15 protein-coding genes are annotated in these 13,831 nt (G+C 66.6%); 9 read left to right on the top strand and 6 right to left on the bottom strand.

Translation table 11 applies throughout. The features are described from left to right. The first annotated feature begins 50 nt into the window (after positions 1 to 50). Together GOQ09_RS11180 and GOQ09_RS11175 are read left to right on the top strand one after the other, a co-directional pair. The gene (locus GOQ09_RS11180; protein ID WP_165442078.1) at positions 51 to 284 is read left to right on the top strand and encodes a hypothetical protein; all 234 of its coding nucleotides are present in this window, start codon (positions 51 to 53) and stop codon (positions 282 to 284) included. A 50-nt stretch (positions 285 to 334) separates the two neighbouring features. Beyond that, complete coding sequence (locus GOQ09_RS11175) at positions 335 to 1,210, top strand: SDR family oxidoreductase (RefSeq protein ID WP_157613490.1); 876 nt, start codon at positions 335 to 337, stop codon at positions 1,208 to 1,210. A gap of 39 nt (positions 1,211 to 1,249) precedes the next feature. On the opposite strand, the gene GOQ09_RS11170 is transcribed toward GOQ09_RS11175, so the two are convergent. The 5 genes from GOQ09_RS11170 to GOQ09_RS11150 form a co-directional block, all read right to left on the bottom strand. After that, positions 1,250 to 1,927 carry a glutathione S-transferase family protein gene (locus GOQ09_RS11170; protein ID WP_157613489.1) on the bottom strand — a complete coding sequence of 226 codons (678 nt, stop codon included), beginning with the start codon at positions 1,925 to 1,927 and terminating at the stop codon, positions 1,250 to 1,252. A gap of 42 nt (positions 1,928 to 1,969) precedes the next feature. Then, the gene (locus GOQ09_RS11165) at positions 1,970 to 2,884 is read right to left on the bottom strand and encodes a LysR family transcriptional regulator (protein ID WP_157613488.1); all 915 of its coding nucleotides are present in this window, start codon (positions 2,882 to 2,884) and stop codon (positions 1,970 to 1,972) included. A gap of 38 nt (positions 2,885 to 2,922) precedes the next feature. Beyond that, entirely contained in the window at positions 2,923 to 6,027 is a 3,105-nt protein-coding gene (locus GOQ09_RS11160; RefSeq protein ID WP_157613487.1) for an efflux RND transporter permease subunit, read from the bottom strand. Further along, entirely contained in the window at positions 6,024 to 7,139 is a 1,116-nt protein-coding gene (locus GOQ09_RS11155; RefSeq protein WP_157613486.1) for an efflux RND transporter periplasmic adaptor subunit, read from the bottom strand. The genes GOQ09_RS11160 and GOQ09_RS11155 overlap by 4 nt, the downstream gene beginning before the upstream one ends. A gap of 84 nt (positions 7,140 to 7,223) precedes the next feature. Further along, positions 7,224 to 7,841 carry a TetR/AcrR family transcriptional regulator gene (locus tag GOQ09_RS11150; RefSeq protein ID WP_157613485.1) on the bottom strand — a complete coding sequence of 206 codons (618 nt, stop codon included), beginning with the start codon at positions 7,839 to 7,841 and terminating at the stop codon, positions 7,224 to 7,226. A 117-nt stretch (positions 7,842 to 7,958) separates the two neighbouring features. On the opposite strand from GOQ09_RS11150, the gene GOQ09_RS11145 reads away from it, so the two are divergent. From GOQ09_RS11145 to GOQ09_RS11120, 6 genes are all read left to right on the top strand, one after another. Continuing rightward, a complete protein-coding gene (locus tag GOQ09_RS11145; RefSeq protein ID WP_157613484.1) occupies positions 7,959 to 9,422 on the top strand; it encodes an efflux transporter outer membrane subunit in 1,464 nt (487 codons plus the stop codon). A 123-nt stretch (positions 9,423 to 9,545) separates the two neighbouring features. After that, positions 9,546 to 9,743, top strand: coding sequence for a hypothetical protein (locus GOQ09_RS11140; RefSeq protein WP_157613483.1), 198 nt, complete (start codon positions 9,546 to 9,548; stop codon positions 9,741 to 9,743). A gap of 43 nt (positions 9,744 to 9,786) precedes the next feature. Next, positions 9,787 to 10,173, top strand: coding sequence for an ester cyclase (locus tag GOQ09_RS11135; RefSeq protein ID WP_157613482.1), 387 nt, complete (start codon positions 9,787 to 9,789; stop codon positions 10,171 to 10,173). Positions 10,174 to 10,323: 150 nt separating this feature from the next. Next, positions 10,324 to 11,787 carry a cytochrome ubiquinol oxidase subunit I gene (locus GOQ09_RS11130; RefSeq protein WP_157613481.1) on the top strand — a complete coding sequence of 488 codons (1,464 nt, stop codon included), beginning with the start codon at positions 10,324 to 10,326 and terminating at the stop codon, positions 11,785 to 11,787. Then, positions 11,777 to 12,784 (top strand): cytochrome d ubiquinol oxidase subunit II, encoded by a 1,008-nt coding sequence (gene cydB / locus GOQ09_RS11125; RefSeq protein ID WP_157613480.1) that lies wholly within the window; start codon positions 11,777 to 11,779, stop codon positions 12,782 to 12,784. Before GOQ09_RS11130 ends, cydB begins: the two co-directional genes overlap by 11 nt. Then, positions 12,771 to 12,923 (top strand): DUF2474 domain-containing protein, encoded by a 153-nt coding sequence (locus tag GOQ09_RS11120; protein WP_242631075.1) that lies wholly within the window; start codon positions 12,771 to 12,773, stop codon positions 12,921 to 12,923. The genes cydB and GOQ09_RS11120 overlap by 14 nt, the downstream gene beginning before the upstream one ends. A 190-nt stretch (positions 12,924 to 13,113) precedes the next feature. On the opposite strand, the gene GOQ09_RS11115 is transcribed toward GOQ09_RS11120, so the two are convergent. Then, on the bottom strand, positions 13,114 to 13,332 hold the full coding sequence (locus GOQ09_RS11115) for a hypothetical protein (protein WP_157613478.1): 219 nt from the start codon (positions 13,330 to 13,332) through the stop codon (positions 13,114 to 13,116). A 168-nt stretch (positions 13,333 to 13,500) separates the two neighbouring features. Here GOQ09_RS11115 and GOQ09_RS11110 point away from each other — a divergent pair, with 168 nt between their 5' ends. Beyond that, complete coding sequence (locus tag GOQ09_RS11110) at positions 13,501 to 13,779, top strand: hypothetical protein (RefSeq protein ID WP_157613477.1); 279 nt, start codon at positions 13,501 to 13,503, stop codon at positions 13,777 to 13,779. The last annotated feature ends 52 nt before the right edge of the window (positions 13,780 to 13,831 follow it).

Below are 13,831 nucleotides of genomic sequence, written 5' to 3'. Positions count from 1 at the left end.
TCGCAACTCAAAGGCTGAAGCTTGAGCCGTTTTCCCCACCGCTCAGGCACATGATGAACAAATCCCCCGCCCCCACCCCCGCACCCGGCGGCCAGCGCGTGCAGGCACCCGACGCAGTGAACGGCGAAGAGCCGGCCATCGGCAACGGCGACGCGCAGAGCCTCAAGCGCGGAATGAAGAAAGCCGCCGAGCGCGATGCGGCGGCCCCGACCGCCGACAGCGAGGACACGCTGAAGCGCCGCGCCGCCCGCGACACGCCGCGCGAGAACGACGCCGGCGCCTGAACTGCCAAGCAGAACTCCTCCTTTCGTCCACCAATCTCTCCGGAAACGCCATGACACAAGACCCTCGCCAAGCCGGCCCGCAGCCGCCCTTTTCCACGCCCGCCCAGCAACCGCCCGGGCTCGAATCGAAGATGTCGCCTCAGCCCGATTTCGGCGAAAAGTCGTACGTGGGCAGCGGCAAGCTCCAGGGCAAGGCCGCGCTCATCACGGGGGGTGACAGCGGCATCGGCCGCGCAGTGGCCATCGCCTTTGCACGCGAAGGCGCCGACGTGCTCATCTCCTACCTTGCCGAGGAAGAAGAAGACGCTCAGGTCACCCGCCAATGGATCGAGCGCGCGGGCAGCCGCTGCGTTGCGGTGCCCGGCGACATCTGCGAAGAGGCCCATTGCCGCAGCCTCGTGGACCGCGCGTTCGACACCTTCGGCCGACTCGATGTGCTCGTCAACAACGCGGCCTTCCAGATGAGCCACAAGTCACTCGACGAGATCTCGCCCGAGGAGTTCGACCGCACCTTCCGGACCAACGTCTACGCCAACTTCTTCCTGTGCCGCGCCGCGGCGGCGCGAATGAAGCCGGGCGCCTCGATCATCAGCACCACGTCGATCAACGCCGACAAACCCAACGCCACGCTGGTCGCCTACGCGGCCACCAAGGGCGCGATCCAGAACATATCGGGCGGCATGGCGCAACTCCTCGCCGAGAAAGGCATCCGGGTGAACTGCGTGGCTCCGGGCCCGTTCTGGACGCCGCTCATTCCTTCCACCATGCCGCCCGAGCAAGTGAAAGAGTTCGGCAAGCAGACACCGATGAAGCGGCCGGGCCAACCGGCCGAGCTGCAGGCGGTGTATGTACTGCTCGCAAGCGACCAGGCAAGCTACATCTCGGGCGCGACCATCCCGGTGACGGGCGGCGTGCCGTTCATCTGAGCAGCAACGCCCAGGCACCGGCGGCGTGCCTGCCGCCCATCAGGGACGATCGGTCCTGATGTCGGGAGCGGGCGTCGGGGAGACGCCCTGCGCCTCGGCGGCACCCGATTGCGCAGCCATCGCGGCCTTGAAGCCCGGCCGCGTCTGCAGACGCTCCCAGTAAGCTGCCACCGAGGGCGTGAAGCGCTCTGCCAGGCCCAGGTGCTCGGCCAGCAGCAACGCATAGCCGACCGACACGTCCGCCGCGGTAAAGCGGCCCGCGCAAAGGTACTCGCGCTCGGCGAGCAGCGGCTCCAGCGTCCGCAGCCGCGCCAGGAACCACTTGGCGTAGTCGTCGGCGACCTGCGGCTGCTTTCGCTCCGGCGGCTCGAAGTGCGCATACCGCAGCACGAGCGTCTGCGGAAAGGTCAAGGTCGCCTCGCCGAAATGAAGGTAGTTGAGGTACGGCCCGAAGTCCGCCTCGTCGCTACCCACATCCAGCTGGCCCGCCGAGAACCGCGCGGCCAGGTATTGGCAGATGGCGGCCGACTCGGTCATTCGCATGGTGCCGTCGGACAGCATCGGCACCGTGCCGAGCGGGTTGACCTCGAGATACGGCCGCGACAGCACGCGCGGCGGAAACGGCAGCATCTTGAGCTCGTAGGAAAGGCCTATCTCTTCAAGCGTCCACAAAGGCCGGAACGAGCGTGCGCTGACGCAGTGGTGAAGGGTGATCATTTGTCGGCGATCTTTGGTTCGCTGCGGTGTTGAAGCAGGTTGTCATTTTGAATCCATCCTCATGCGCAATCCCGCAGGCCCGAGCCGGCTCGCCAGAAAATCCAGAAACACACGCTGCACCGCCGTACTGTGCCGGCGCTGCAGATAAACAGCCGACAACCACATGTCGCTTCGAACGAACTCGGGCAGCACGGGCACCAGCCTCCCGCTCTCCACGTAGGGCCTGAGCATCACCGAGGGCAGATAGACCACGCCCGCGCCGAGCAGCGCCGCCTGGATCAGCGGGCCGGCTTCCGTTGCGTCCAGCCTCCCGCGAACCTCGACCTCGAGAGGCTGGCCGTCGGCCTTGAAGCGCCATTTCGCCATCGGATTCAACTGCGTGCTGACGAGCGCGAGGTGATGCGCAAGCTCCATGGGATGGGCTGGCATGCCGTGCTTGCGCCAGTACATGGGCGCCGCGCACACGCTCAGCTCCATGGGCAGCAGTTTTCGAACGATCAGGTTCTCGTTGGCCGAAGGGCCGAAGCGCAGCGCGATGTCGACGCCCTCCTCCGTCAGATCGACCTGGCGGTTCGAGAGCACGAGGCTGATGCTCACCTCGGGGTAGTGGCCGAGAAACTCGTTGATCAGTGCCGGCAGTTCCGTCAGGTCCATGCCGTGCGGCGCCGAAATGCGCAGCCGCCCGCTCGGCACCCGCGCACGGCCCTGCAGTTCGTCGCGCGTGGCATCGGCCAGTTCCAGTATTGGCCTGCTCCTGTCGAGCAGCAACAGGCCTGCATCCGTCAGGCTCACGGCGCGGCTGGTCCGGTTGAGCAGCCGGACGCCGAAGCGGCGCTCCAGGGTTGCGATGTACTTGCTGACCGTGCCCCTCGACAGCGCCAGATGCCTGGCGGTGCGGGAGAAGCTCCCGGAAGAGGCAACCTCGCTGAAGGTGCGCAGGAGATCCAGGCTGTCCACGGTGTTCTCCTTCTTCGTTCGCGCAGAGGAGCAACGGCTCAGGAAGATCCGAGATGCGCATCAGTGCGGTGCGCGGGCTGGCCGGCGTCGCCCGGCTTGATCCGGAACCAGATCGAATACATCGCCGGCAGGAACACCAGAGTGAGGATGGTTCCGGCGAAGGTGCCGCCGATCAGCGTGTACGCCAACGCGCCCCAGAACACCGAATGCGTCAGCGGAATGAACGCGAGGATGGCCGCGAGCGCCGTGAGGATCACGGGCCGGGCGCGCTGCACGGTCGCTTCGACGACTGCGCGGAACGGATCGAGCCCCTCTTCCTGGTTGAGGTGGATCTGCCCGAGCAGGATCAGCGTGTTGCGCATCAAGATGCCCGAGAGCGCGATGAGCCCCACGAGTGCGTTGATGCCGAAGGGCTGCTGAAACAGCAGCAAGGTGGGCACCACGCCGATCAGCCCGAGCGGGCTCGTGAGAAACACCATGACCATTGCGGAGATCGAGCGCACCTGGAAGATGATGATGAGCAGCGTGATCGCCAGCATGATCGGGAACAGCGGCAGCATCGCCTGCGTCGCCTTCTCCGATTCCTCGATGGAGCCGGCCTGCACGATGCGGTAGCCCGCGGGCAGTTTCTGCATCACCGGTTGCAGCTGCGCGGTGATCGCGGTCGATACGTCGGGCGGCTGCAGCCCCTCGGCGATGTCGCCCTGCACGGTGATCGTGGGCATGCGGTCGCGTCGCCGCATGACCGGCTCTTCCATGCGCACCTCGACCTCGCCGACCTGCGACAGCGGAATGCGCTGGCCGCCGGCACCCGCGAGCGTGAAGTCCGCGAGCCTTGCGGGATCGAGCCGGGTGCTGCCGGCCGAACGCGCCACCACCTGCACGGTGCGGATGTCCTCGCGCACGGTGGTTACCGGCACGCCGCTCAACAAAAACTGCAGTTGCTGCGCCACGGCGCTGGAGTTCAGCCCCACGGCCTGGAGGCGGTCCTGGTTCAGGGTGAAGTGCAGCGTGGGCGTGCGGGTGCCCCAGTCGGTGTTGACGGTGCGCATCATCGGGCTGGCCGCCATCACCTGCCGCACCTCTGCCGCAATCTTGCGCAGCTCGTTCGCATCGGGTCCGCTCACACGGTAGGCAACGGGAAACGGCGAGTACGGGCCGAACACCAGCTGCGTCACGCGCACCCGCGCCTCGGACGCAAGGCCGTCGGCAATAGCTTGGCGCAACCGGTGCTTCAGGGCCTCGCGCTCTTCCTGGCTGCCCGTGCGAACCACGGTCTTGGCGAACGACGGGTCGGGCAGCTCGGGCCCCATGGCAAAGTAGAAGCGCGGAGCGCCCTGCCCGATGTACGAGGTGACGATCTGCGCCTCGGGCTGCGTGGAGAGCCAGGTCTCGATCTTCGCCGTGGCGTTGCTGGTCTGCGTGATCGAGCTGCCGTAGGGCATCTGCACTTCGACCAGCACTTCGGGACGGTCGGAGATCGGAAAGAACTGCTTCTTCACCACGCCCATGCCGAGGATCGACACCACGAAGAGGCCGACCACCGCACCCGCCACCAGCCACTTGCGCGCGATGACGCGCGCCAGCACGCGGCGCAGGCGGTTGTAGCGCGGCGTGTCGTAGATGGCGGCATGGCCACCTTCGATCTTCTTGAAGTTGGGCAGCAGCTTGACGCCCAGGTAAGGCGTGAACACCACCGCAACCACCCACGAAGCGATCAGCGCGATGCCGACGATCCAGAACATGTTGCTGGTGTATTCGCCCGCGGTGGAAGGCGCGAAGCCGTTGGGCATGAAGCCCACCGCGGTAACCAGCGTGCCCGAGAGCATCGGCGCGGCCGTGTGGCTCCAGGCGTAGGCCGAAGCGGCCACATGGCTGTAGCCCTCCTCGATCTTCACCACCATCATCTCGATGGCGATGATCGCGTCGTCCACCAGCAGGCCGAGCGCGAGAATCAACGACCCGAGCGTGATGCGGTCGAAGTTCTTGCCGGTCGCGGCCATCACCACGAAGACCACGGCCAGCGTCAGCGGCACCGCGGCGGCCACCACAAGGCCCGCGCGCCAGCCCATGCTCAGAAAGCTCACCAGCATGACGACCAGCAGGGCCGCAAAGAACTTGACCATGAACTCGTCGACCGACGCGCTGATGTTCACCGACTGGTCCGTGACCTTGGTGAGGCTGAGGCCCAGCGGCAGCTCGGCGTTGATGGCGCGGGCTTCCACGTCCAGCGCCTTGCCCAGGTCGAGCCCGTTCCAGCCTTCCCGCATGACCACGCCGATCAGCAAGGCGGGCTCGCCGCCGTTGCGGATCATGAAGGTGGCCGGGTCTTCGTAGCCGCGCTTGACCGTGGCCACATCCGACAGCTTCAGGGTGCGGCCCTGCGCAACCAGCGGCGTGTCACGGATCTTCTGCAGGGTGTCGAATGCGCCGTCCAGCCGAATGAAGACTTGCGGTCCCCTGGTTTCCACAGACCCGGCCGGGCTCAGCGCGTTCTGGCTGTTGAGCGCGGCAAACACCTCCTGGGGGCCGATGCCCAGCGTGGCCAGCCGGTCGTGCGCAAACTCGACGTAGATGCGCTCCGACTGCTCACCGGCAATGTTGACCTTCTTCACCCCCGCAACACGCAGGAGCCGCTGGCGCAGCGTCTCGGCGTCGCGCACCAGCACGCGCTGCGGCTCGCCCTTGGCCTTGAGCGCGAACAGCGCAAAGGTGACGTCCGCATACTCGTCGTTGATCATCGGGCCGATCACGCCGGCCGGCAGGTTGCCCGCTTCGTCGCCGACCTTCTTGCGCGCCTGGTAGAACTGTTCCTGCACCTGCGCCGGCGGCGTGCTGTCGAGCAGTGTCAGGGTCGTGAACGCCAGGCCGGGCCGCGTGTAGGTTTCGGCGCGGTCGTAATAGCGCAGCTCCTGCAGGCGCTTTTCGAGCTTCTCGGCAACCTGGTCCTGCATCTCCTGCGCCGTAGCGCCGGGCCAGGCCGTGATGATGGTCATTACCTTGACGGTGAAGGCGGGATCTTCCGCGCGGCCCAGCTTGAAGAACGCCACCAGCCCCGCCAGCGAGATCAGGCAGATGAGGAACAGCGTGATCGATCGCTCGCGGACGGCGAGCGCCGAGAGGTTGAAGCGGCTTTCGCTCATGGGCGGGCTCCGCCTGCCGCGGGTACGGCCGCAGCGGCAGCAACGCGCACCTTCTCGCCTTCGCGCAGCAGGTGCGCGCCGAGCGCGACCACCTGGTCCCCTTGCTTTAGCTGGCCGGCCACCAGGGCACGCTCGCCATCCAGGCGCTCGACGGCCACCGGCTGCCAGCGCACGGCCGACGGATCGCCGCCGATGACCCAGACGCCCGTCGCCTTGCCGGTATCGAACAAGGCGCTGATCGGCACCTGGACGCCACCGGCCCGTGCCGGCTTGCCGTCCGCGATGTCGACTGTGACCGTCGCACCCAGCGGTGCGTTGGCGAGCGCGCCTTCGAGCACATAGCGCGCCTCGAAAGTGCGCGTGAGCTTGTCTGCCGCATCGGAGAGCTGCCTGAGCTTGACCGGCACAGCCACGCTTTCCTTGCCGAACAGCGTGGCCTGCCCGCCCGAACCGACGGCCGGGCGCAGCGTTTCAGGCAACTGCACCACGGCCTCCCTGCGCCCGGCCTGCGCCAGGCGGACCACCGGCTGCCCGGCGTTGACCACCTGGCCAGGCTCGGCCAGCGTCTCGAGCACGGTCCCATCGGCATCGGCGATGAGCTCCGAATAACGGTTCGAATTGCGCGCAACCTCGGCCTGCGCTTCCGCCGCGCTGAGCTGGGCCTGGGCGGCATCGGCGGCCGCCTTCACCTGGTCGTACGCCGAGGCCGAAATGGCACCGGTGCCGCGCAGATCGCGAAAGCGCGCTTCTTCGTCGCCGGCCTGCTTTGCCCGCGCCCGCGCGGCGCTCACGGCCTCCTGCTGCGCACGCGCCGCCAATTTCAGGTCGACGGGGTCGATGCGCATGAGCAGCTGCCCCCGCTTGACCGTCTGGCCTGCATCGACGAGGCGCTCCAGCACCTTGCCAGGGACGCGAAAGCCCAGGTCGCTTTGAACCCGCGCGGCTACGGTACCGGTGAACGAGCGCGATGCCGCCGCGGCCCCTTGGACGGTGGCTGCACGCACCAGCGGCGTTTGGGTGCGCGGATCGGGCGGGGTCTTGTCGTTACAGGCGGCCAGTGCCAACGGAAAGGCGCAGACAAGTGCGGATGTAAGGAGGCGGCGCGAGTGCATGAGGGGCCCATTGACGAATCGATCAAGGCCCCAATTCTGATAATAGTGACCAATTTAGTCAATGGTCACAACGAAATTAATCGTCTATGGCGAAAGGCTGCGCAGCACCAGACCCGACAACTGGGTCGGCGCACGCTCCGTGTGATCGGAGCTGAGCCGCAGGATCAGCGGGTTGACGTAGGGGTAGACGACCAGGTAAATGGCCGCCGCAGTTTCGTCGATCGGCGTCTTGCGCTCGAAGTCGCCGGACTCCCGCCCCTGCTTCAGCAACTCGAGCAGCATCTGCCGTATGCACTCCTCGTGCGCAATGGCCGACGGCCAGCGCTCGCTGGCCGCCGAGATGGCTATTTCGTAGAGCTTGCGGTCCTGGAAGAACAGCCGAAGGCCCGAATCCACAATGGCCTTGAACATGCGGCGCAGTTTCTCGGGCGGGCTTTCGGCCGCGTCGACCGCTGCGCGGATATCCACCTGGATCTCGCGCAGGCAGTTCGAACAGATCATTTCGCCGATCGCCTGCTTGGACTCGAAGAACTTGTAGATGTATGCCTTGGAGAAGCCGATGGCCTTGGCGAGGTCGGAAACCGTGGTCTTCTCGTACCCGTACTGGCTGAAATGCTCGGTGGCCGCGACGACGATCTGCGCGCGCACGTCGTGGTCGGCCGGCCCCCGCGTGGCAGGCGGGGAAGAAGTTGCGTTGTTCATGCCCGGAGCTTACCGCCCGGGCAAACAATCGACAACAAGTGACTAAATTGAATTATAGTCACACTCAAGTCGAATTCTTCTTCCGTTCTTCCTGCCGCTCTTCACGGAACAAAAGCCATGCTCCACCGCACCCTTGCCTTGCCCCTGCTGTTCAGCCTGCTCGCAGGCTGCGCCGTCGGACCTGACTACGCCCGGCCTGCCGTGAGCCTGCCGGACCGGTTCATCGGCGAGGCCGCCCTCGACCGGCGATCGGCCACCGCCAACGCCGAACTGGTGGCGTGGTGGACCGGCTTCGGCGACGCGCAACTGGCCCGCCACGTCGAACAGGCGCTCAAACAAAATCTGGATCTTGCGCAGGCATCCGCACGCATGGCGCAGGCCCGGGCCGGGCTCGGTGCAGCGAACGCGGCGCTGCTGCCTTCGGGCAATCTCGGCGCGCAGGCCGCCAGGGCCTACCAGTCGGTGGAGACGCCGTTGGGCCAGGTGCTGAACGCGCAGCCGGGCTTCGATCGCTACGGCAACGCCTACGAAGCGAACCTGGGCGCAAGCTGGGAGCTGGACATCTTCGGCGGCCTGCGCAGGGGACGCGAGGCCGCGCTGGCCGACTACCAGGCATCGGAGGCCGGCGCCGCCGCCACGCGCCTGGCCGTGGCCGCGCAGACCGCCGACATCTACATCACCCTGCGCGGCCTGCAAGCCCGCCTGGACATTGCGCGCCGGCAAGTCGCAACGCAGCAGGAGCTGGTCTCGAAAATCGATCTGCGCTACGGCAAGGGACTGGCCGCAGAGCTGCAGTTGCGCCAGGCCGAAGGCGCGCTGGCGCAGGTTCGTGCATCGGTGCCCGCGCTGGAAGCGGGCGAGGCCGCGGCCATGAATGCGCTCGACGTGATGCTGGGCGCGGCGCCGGGCACGCACCGCGCCGAACTCGCAGCGGCAGCGGGCATTCCCGTCGCGCCGCGCATCGGCGCCGCCGGTTCGCCCGCTGAATTGCTGCGGCGCCGGCCCGACCTGATTGCCGCCGAGCGGCGCCTTGCGGCATCGAACGCGCGCATCGGCATGGCCGTGGCCGAGTACTACCCGAAGCTGTCGCTGGTGGGAACGATTGGCAGCGCCACCTCGGTGGCCAGCGGCAACCTGTTCACCGGGGGCGCGAGCCAGGCCGCGGCCCTGCTCGGCCTGCGTTGGCGGCTGTTCGACTTCGGCCGCATCGATGCACAGATCGAACTCGCCAAGGGGCAGGACGCGGAGTTGCTCGCGGCCTACCGGCTTGCCGCACTGCGTGCGACCGAAGACGTGGAGAACGCGTTCTCCACGCTGGTCAAGCGCGAGGAACAGGCCGCCGTGCTCGCGCAGGGAGAGGCATCGCTCGGCCGGGCGCGGGGCGCGTCTTTCGCGGCTTATGAGCGAGGCGTGGTCAGCCTGATCGAAGTGCTGCAGGCCGACGAGAGCATGCTGCGCGTGGCCGATGCAAGAGCGCAGGCGCAGACGGAATCGGCGCGCGCAGCGGTCAGCGCGTTCAAGGCGCTGGGCGGCGGCTGGCAGACCGAGCCGATCAGGGCTGCAGCCATCGGCGCGCACTGAGCGCACCGAGCGCATTCGGATCTGAGGGCGCGTAGGAGAGCCACCCTCAAGAAAAGTCGTCAAAGCGGCATGGCGCTGCGCGTGCAGCGGGGTAAACATGGGCCTCAATAAGGAAGAGCAGCCATGACAACCAAGCGATATCACAAGCAGGGCGACATCGGCCGCCGATTGATGTGGACCCTGCTGGCCGTGGTCGCGATCGTCGTTGTCGCGGTACTTTTCTTCTACGGCCTCAGAGACCCATCCGAAGGGCCGGGCAACGTTCCTGCAAGCGGCGCGCCGGCTCAGCAGCAAGACGCACGCCCCGCTGCGCCCAAGTGAACAAACCCGGCAGGCCTCTGCGCACGCGTGAAAGACCTGTGCAATGCCCGAAGACGACTTGGTTTCTGCCTACCATCGATACATCGCTTGCCTGAATGAACGCGATCTCGGCCGGCTGCGCGAGTTCGTTGCTGAAGACGTCGAATACAACGGCCGCCCCGTCGGCCTGGCCGGCTACCGGGCGATGTTGGAGGGCAACTATCGGGACATCCCGGACCTGAAATTTTCCGTGCAGCTGGTGGTGGCGGATACCGCCTCCATTGCGGCTCGCCTCAACTTCGACTGCACGCCCGCGGGCCGGTTTCTTGGACTGGACATCGACGGGCGGCGCGTCTCGTTCAGCGAGAACGTCTTCTATGAGTTCGTGGACGGACGAATCAGGTACGTGTGGTCCGTGGTGGACAAAGCCGCGATAGAAGCCCAGCTTTGAAGGCGCCTGCGGGGCTCCGGAGGAAGGTAGGTCAAAACGCCCAATTCCCTGATTCGCCGCGCAGCCATGTAATAGAGCCGACGGACCGGCCTCATCCACCAACCATCAGCTCGTTGCGAGCTGTGCCGAGCCGGTCGAACGAACACCGACATGGAACCCCTCGCCCTCCTGCTCGCCCGAATCCAGTTCGGCTTCACGATTTCGTTCCACATCATCTTTCCGGCGCTCACCATCGGACTGGCGAGCTACCTGGCCGTGCTCGAAGGCCTGTGGCTGCGCACCGGCCGCAAGGTGTACCTGGACCTGTACCAGTTCTGGATCAAGGTGTTTGCCGTGGCCTTCGGCATGGGCGTGGTCTCCGGCCTGGTCATGGCCTACCAGTTCGGCACCAACTGGAGCAACTTCTCGCGCTTTGCCGGCGGCGTGACCGGGCCGCTGCTGGCCTACGAGGTGCTGACCGCCTTCTTCCTTGAAGCCGGGTTTCTCGGCGTGATGCTGTTCGGGCGCGAACGCGTCGGCCCCGCGCTGCACTTCGTCTCGACGATCGCGGTGGCCGTCGGCACGCTGATCTCCGCCACCTGGATCCTCGCGTCCAACAGCTGGATGCAAACGCCGCAAGGCCACGAGATCATCGACGGGCGCGTCGTGCCGGTCGACTGGTTCAGGGTGATCTTCAATCCGTCGTTCCCCTACCGGCTCGCGCACACCGTCACCGCCGCCTACCTGGCCACCGCACTGATGGTCGGCGGGGCGGCCGCCTGGCACCTGCTGCGCGGCCGCGACAACACGCGCGTGCGCACCATGCTGTCGATGGCGCTGTGGATGCTCCTGGCCGCCGCGCCGCTGCAGGCGGTCATCGGCGACCAGCACGGGCTGAACACGCTCGAGCACCAGCCGGCCAAGCTCGCGGCCATCGAAGGCCACTGGGAGCGCACGCCCGAAGGCGAAGGCGTTCCGCTGAAGCTCTTCGGCTGGCCCGACATGCAGGCCGAAGTCACGCGCTACGCGGTGGAGATTCCGCGCGCCGGCAGCCTGCTGCTGGCCCACAGCTGGGACGGGCAGATCCCCGCGCTGAAGGACTTCGCACCCGAAGACCGGCCGAACTCGACCGTCGTGTTCTGGACCTTCCGCACCATGGTCGGCCTGGGCGTGCTGATGATCGCGCTGGCCTTCTGGGGCCTGTGGCTGCGGCGGGGGCAGCGGCTCTATGCCAGGAAGAACTTCCTGCGCTTTGCGGTTGCGCTCTCTCCGGCCGGGCTGGTGGCCATCCTCGCGGGCTGGTACACCACCGAGATCGGCCGCCAGCCGTGGATCGTCTACGGCCTCATGCGCACCGCCGATGCCGTCTCGCCGCAGCATTCGACGGCGCAGGTCGGCTTCACGCTGGCGCTGTTCGTCGTTGTCTACCTGGTCGTGTTCGGCGCGGGCACCGCCTACGGGCTGCGCCTGATCGCCAAGGGCCCGGCCGGAGACGAAGCCGAACGTCCCGCATGGGGCGGGCCGGGCGAGACGCGAACGCCGATGCGCCCGCTGTCCGCCGCGCCCGAGGACGACCAGGCGGAGACCGACATCAGGGCCGATGCAGCCAAGGAGGGCGACCGCGATGGGCATTGATCTTCCCCTGATCTGGGCCGTGATCATCCTGTTCGGCATCATGATGTACGTGGTGATGGACGGCTTCGACCTGGGCATCGGCATCCTGTTTCCGTTCGTGCCCGCCAAGGAAGACCGCGACGTGCTGATGAACACCGTGGCGCCCGTGTGGGACGGCAACGAGACCTGGCTGGTGCTGGGCGGCGCCGGGCTGCTGGCGGCGTTTCCGTTGGCCTACGCGGTGATCCTCAGCGCGTTCTACCTGCCGCTCATCCTGATGCTGGTGGGGCTGGTGTTCCGCGGCGTGGCCTTCGAGTTCCGCTTCAAGGCGCGTGCGGGCAAGCGCCGCTGGTGGGACCATGCCTTCATCGGCGGCTCGGTCACCGCGGCCTTCTTCCAGGGGGTGACGCTGGGGGCGTTCCTGAACGGCATGCCGGTGGAAGGCGGCAACTACGCCGGCGGGGCGTTCGACTGGGTCTCGCCGTTCTCGCTTTTCACCGGTGTGGCGCTGGTGGCGGCCTATGCGCTGCTGGGCGCCACGTGGCTGGTGATGAAGACCGAAGGCCGCCTGCAGATGCGCATGCGCAGCCTGGCGCGGCCGCTGGCCTGGCTGATGCTGGCCGTGATCATCGCCATCAGCATCTGGACGCCGCTCGCGCACGAGGCGATTGCCAGGCGCTGGTTCAGCTTGCCGAATCTGCTGTGGTTTGCGCCGGTGCCCACGCTGGTGGCCCTGGTCACGTGGCGCCTGCTGCGCGAGCTGGGCGGCGAGGGGCACGCATCGCCTTTCGTGCTCACGCTGGGGCTGCTGTTCCTGGGCTACACCGGGCTGGGCATCAGCCTGTGGCCCAACGTCATCCCGCCGGACATCAGCATCTGGCAGGCGGCGGGCCCGCCGCAGAGCCTGGGCTTTGCGCTGGTCGGCGCCTTGCTGATCATTCCGGTCATCCTGATGTACACCGCATGGAGCTATTGGGTGTTCCGCGGCAAGGTGAGGCATGGCGATGGGTACCACTGACCCCGGCCCCGACGGCCGCGGCAAATGGTTGCGCCGGTTCGGATGGCTGCTTGCCATCTGGATGGCCAGCGTGGTGTCTCTCTACCTGGCCGCCCTTCTGCTTCGCTTTCTCATGAACGCAGTTGGGCTGAGCCGATGAGCCAGGGTGCCTCGACAAGCCCGCAGCACGAAGTGCTGCAGCCGACGAGAGCATGCTGCGCGTGGCCGATGCAAGAGCGCAGGCGCAAACAGAAATCAGCGCGTGCGGCGTCAGTGCATTCAAGGCGCTGGGCAAGCGGTGCGCCGGCGCAGCAGCACGGACGCCCGGCTGCACCCAGATGAACAGCGCTTCAGCGTTGCGCCTCTCGCGACCGGCTGAGTTCCGCCCGCCCTTTGGGCGTGATGCGCAAGATCACTCCCCGATGGCCTGAAACGTCGTCAGGTTCAGGGAGGTTGGCCTCAATAAGCTCGGCAGCAGCCAGCACGGCTGCGCACTGAATGTCGGCCTCTTCATGGATGGCCAACGGGAATGAGGCGTCCTCTATGCGGCGAAGGAAATTCATCGGCATAACTTCTCCTCGGTAGCGACGCGGCCAGATTACTCCCAAGCAAATTGTAGAGCTTAAGACCTACATCGCGACACGACATTGCGGCAATGGCACTTGGAAAACCGGCCGCTAATTTGTGATTCTTTTGACCGACTCGTATCCAGATCGGACGGGCAACCGGAGAATCGTATGGCGCTTTTGTTCTTGATGCGGCTGCAGCATGTGCAGCTCCCGGTCCGGGTTGTGATCCCGGAGGAGCTCCGGCATGTCTCGGTGCTTGTGGCTACCGGCTTGATCGAGGCGGATATCGGGCCGCTCAAGCAGACCGGGCGCTACGCTTCATCGCGCGTGGCCACGGTGCTTCGCATCACTGAAAACGGCCTTGCCGAAATCGCGAAGATGGGGAGTGCGCCCAAGTCCTCCGCGCAGACCTCGATGCAATTCACCCGAGGATTCCGCCTGATGTGACGCGTGGCGACGCTTCGGGCGCATGGCCCATCGTCGCGCACGCTTGCGTGCA

The organism is Variovorax paradoxus, assembly GCF_009755665.1.
GTDB classification, from domain to species: domain Bacteria; phylum Pseudomonadota; class Gammaproteobacteria; order Burkholderiales; family Burkholderiaceae_C; genus Variovorax; species Variovorax paradoxus_G.
This window is presented reverse-complemented; position numbering and strand designations above follow the sequence as displayed.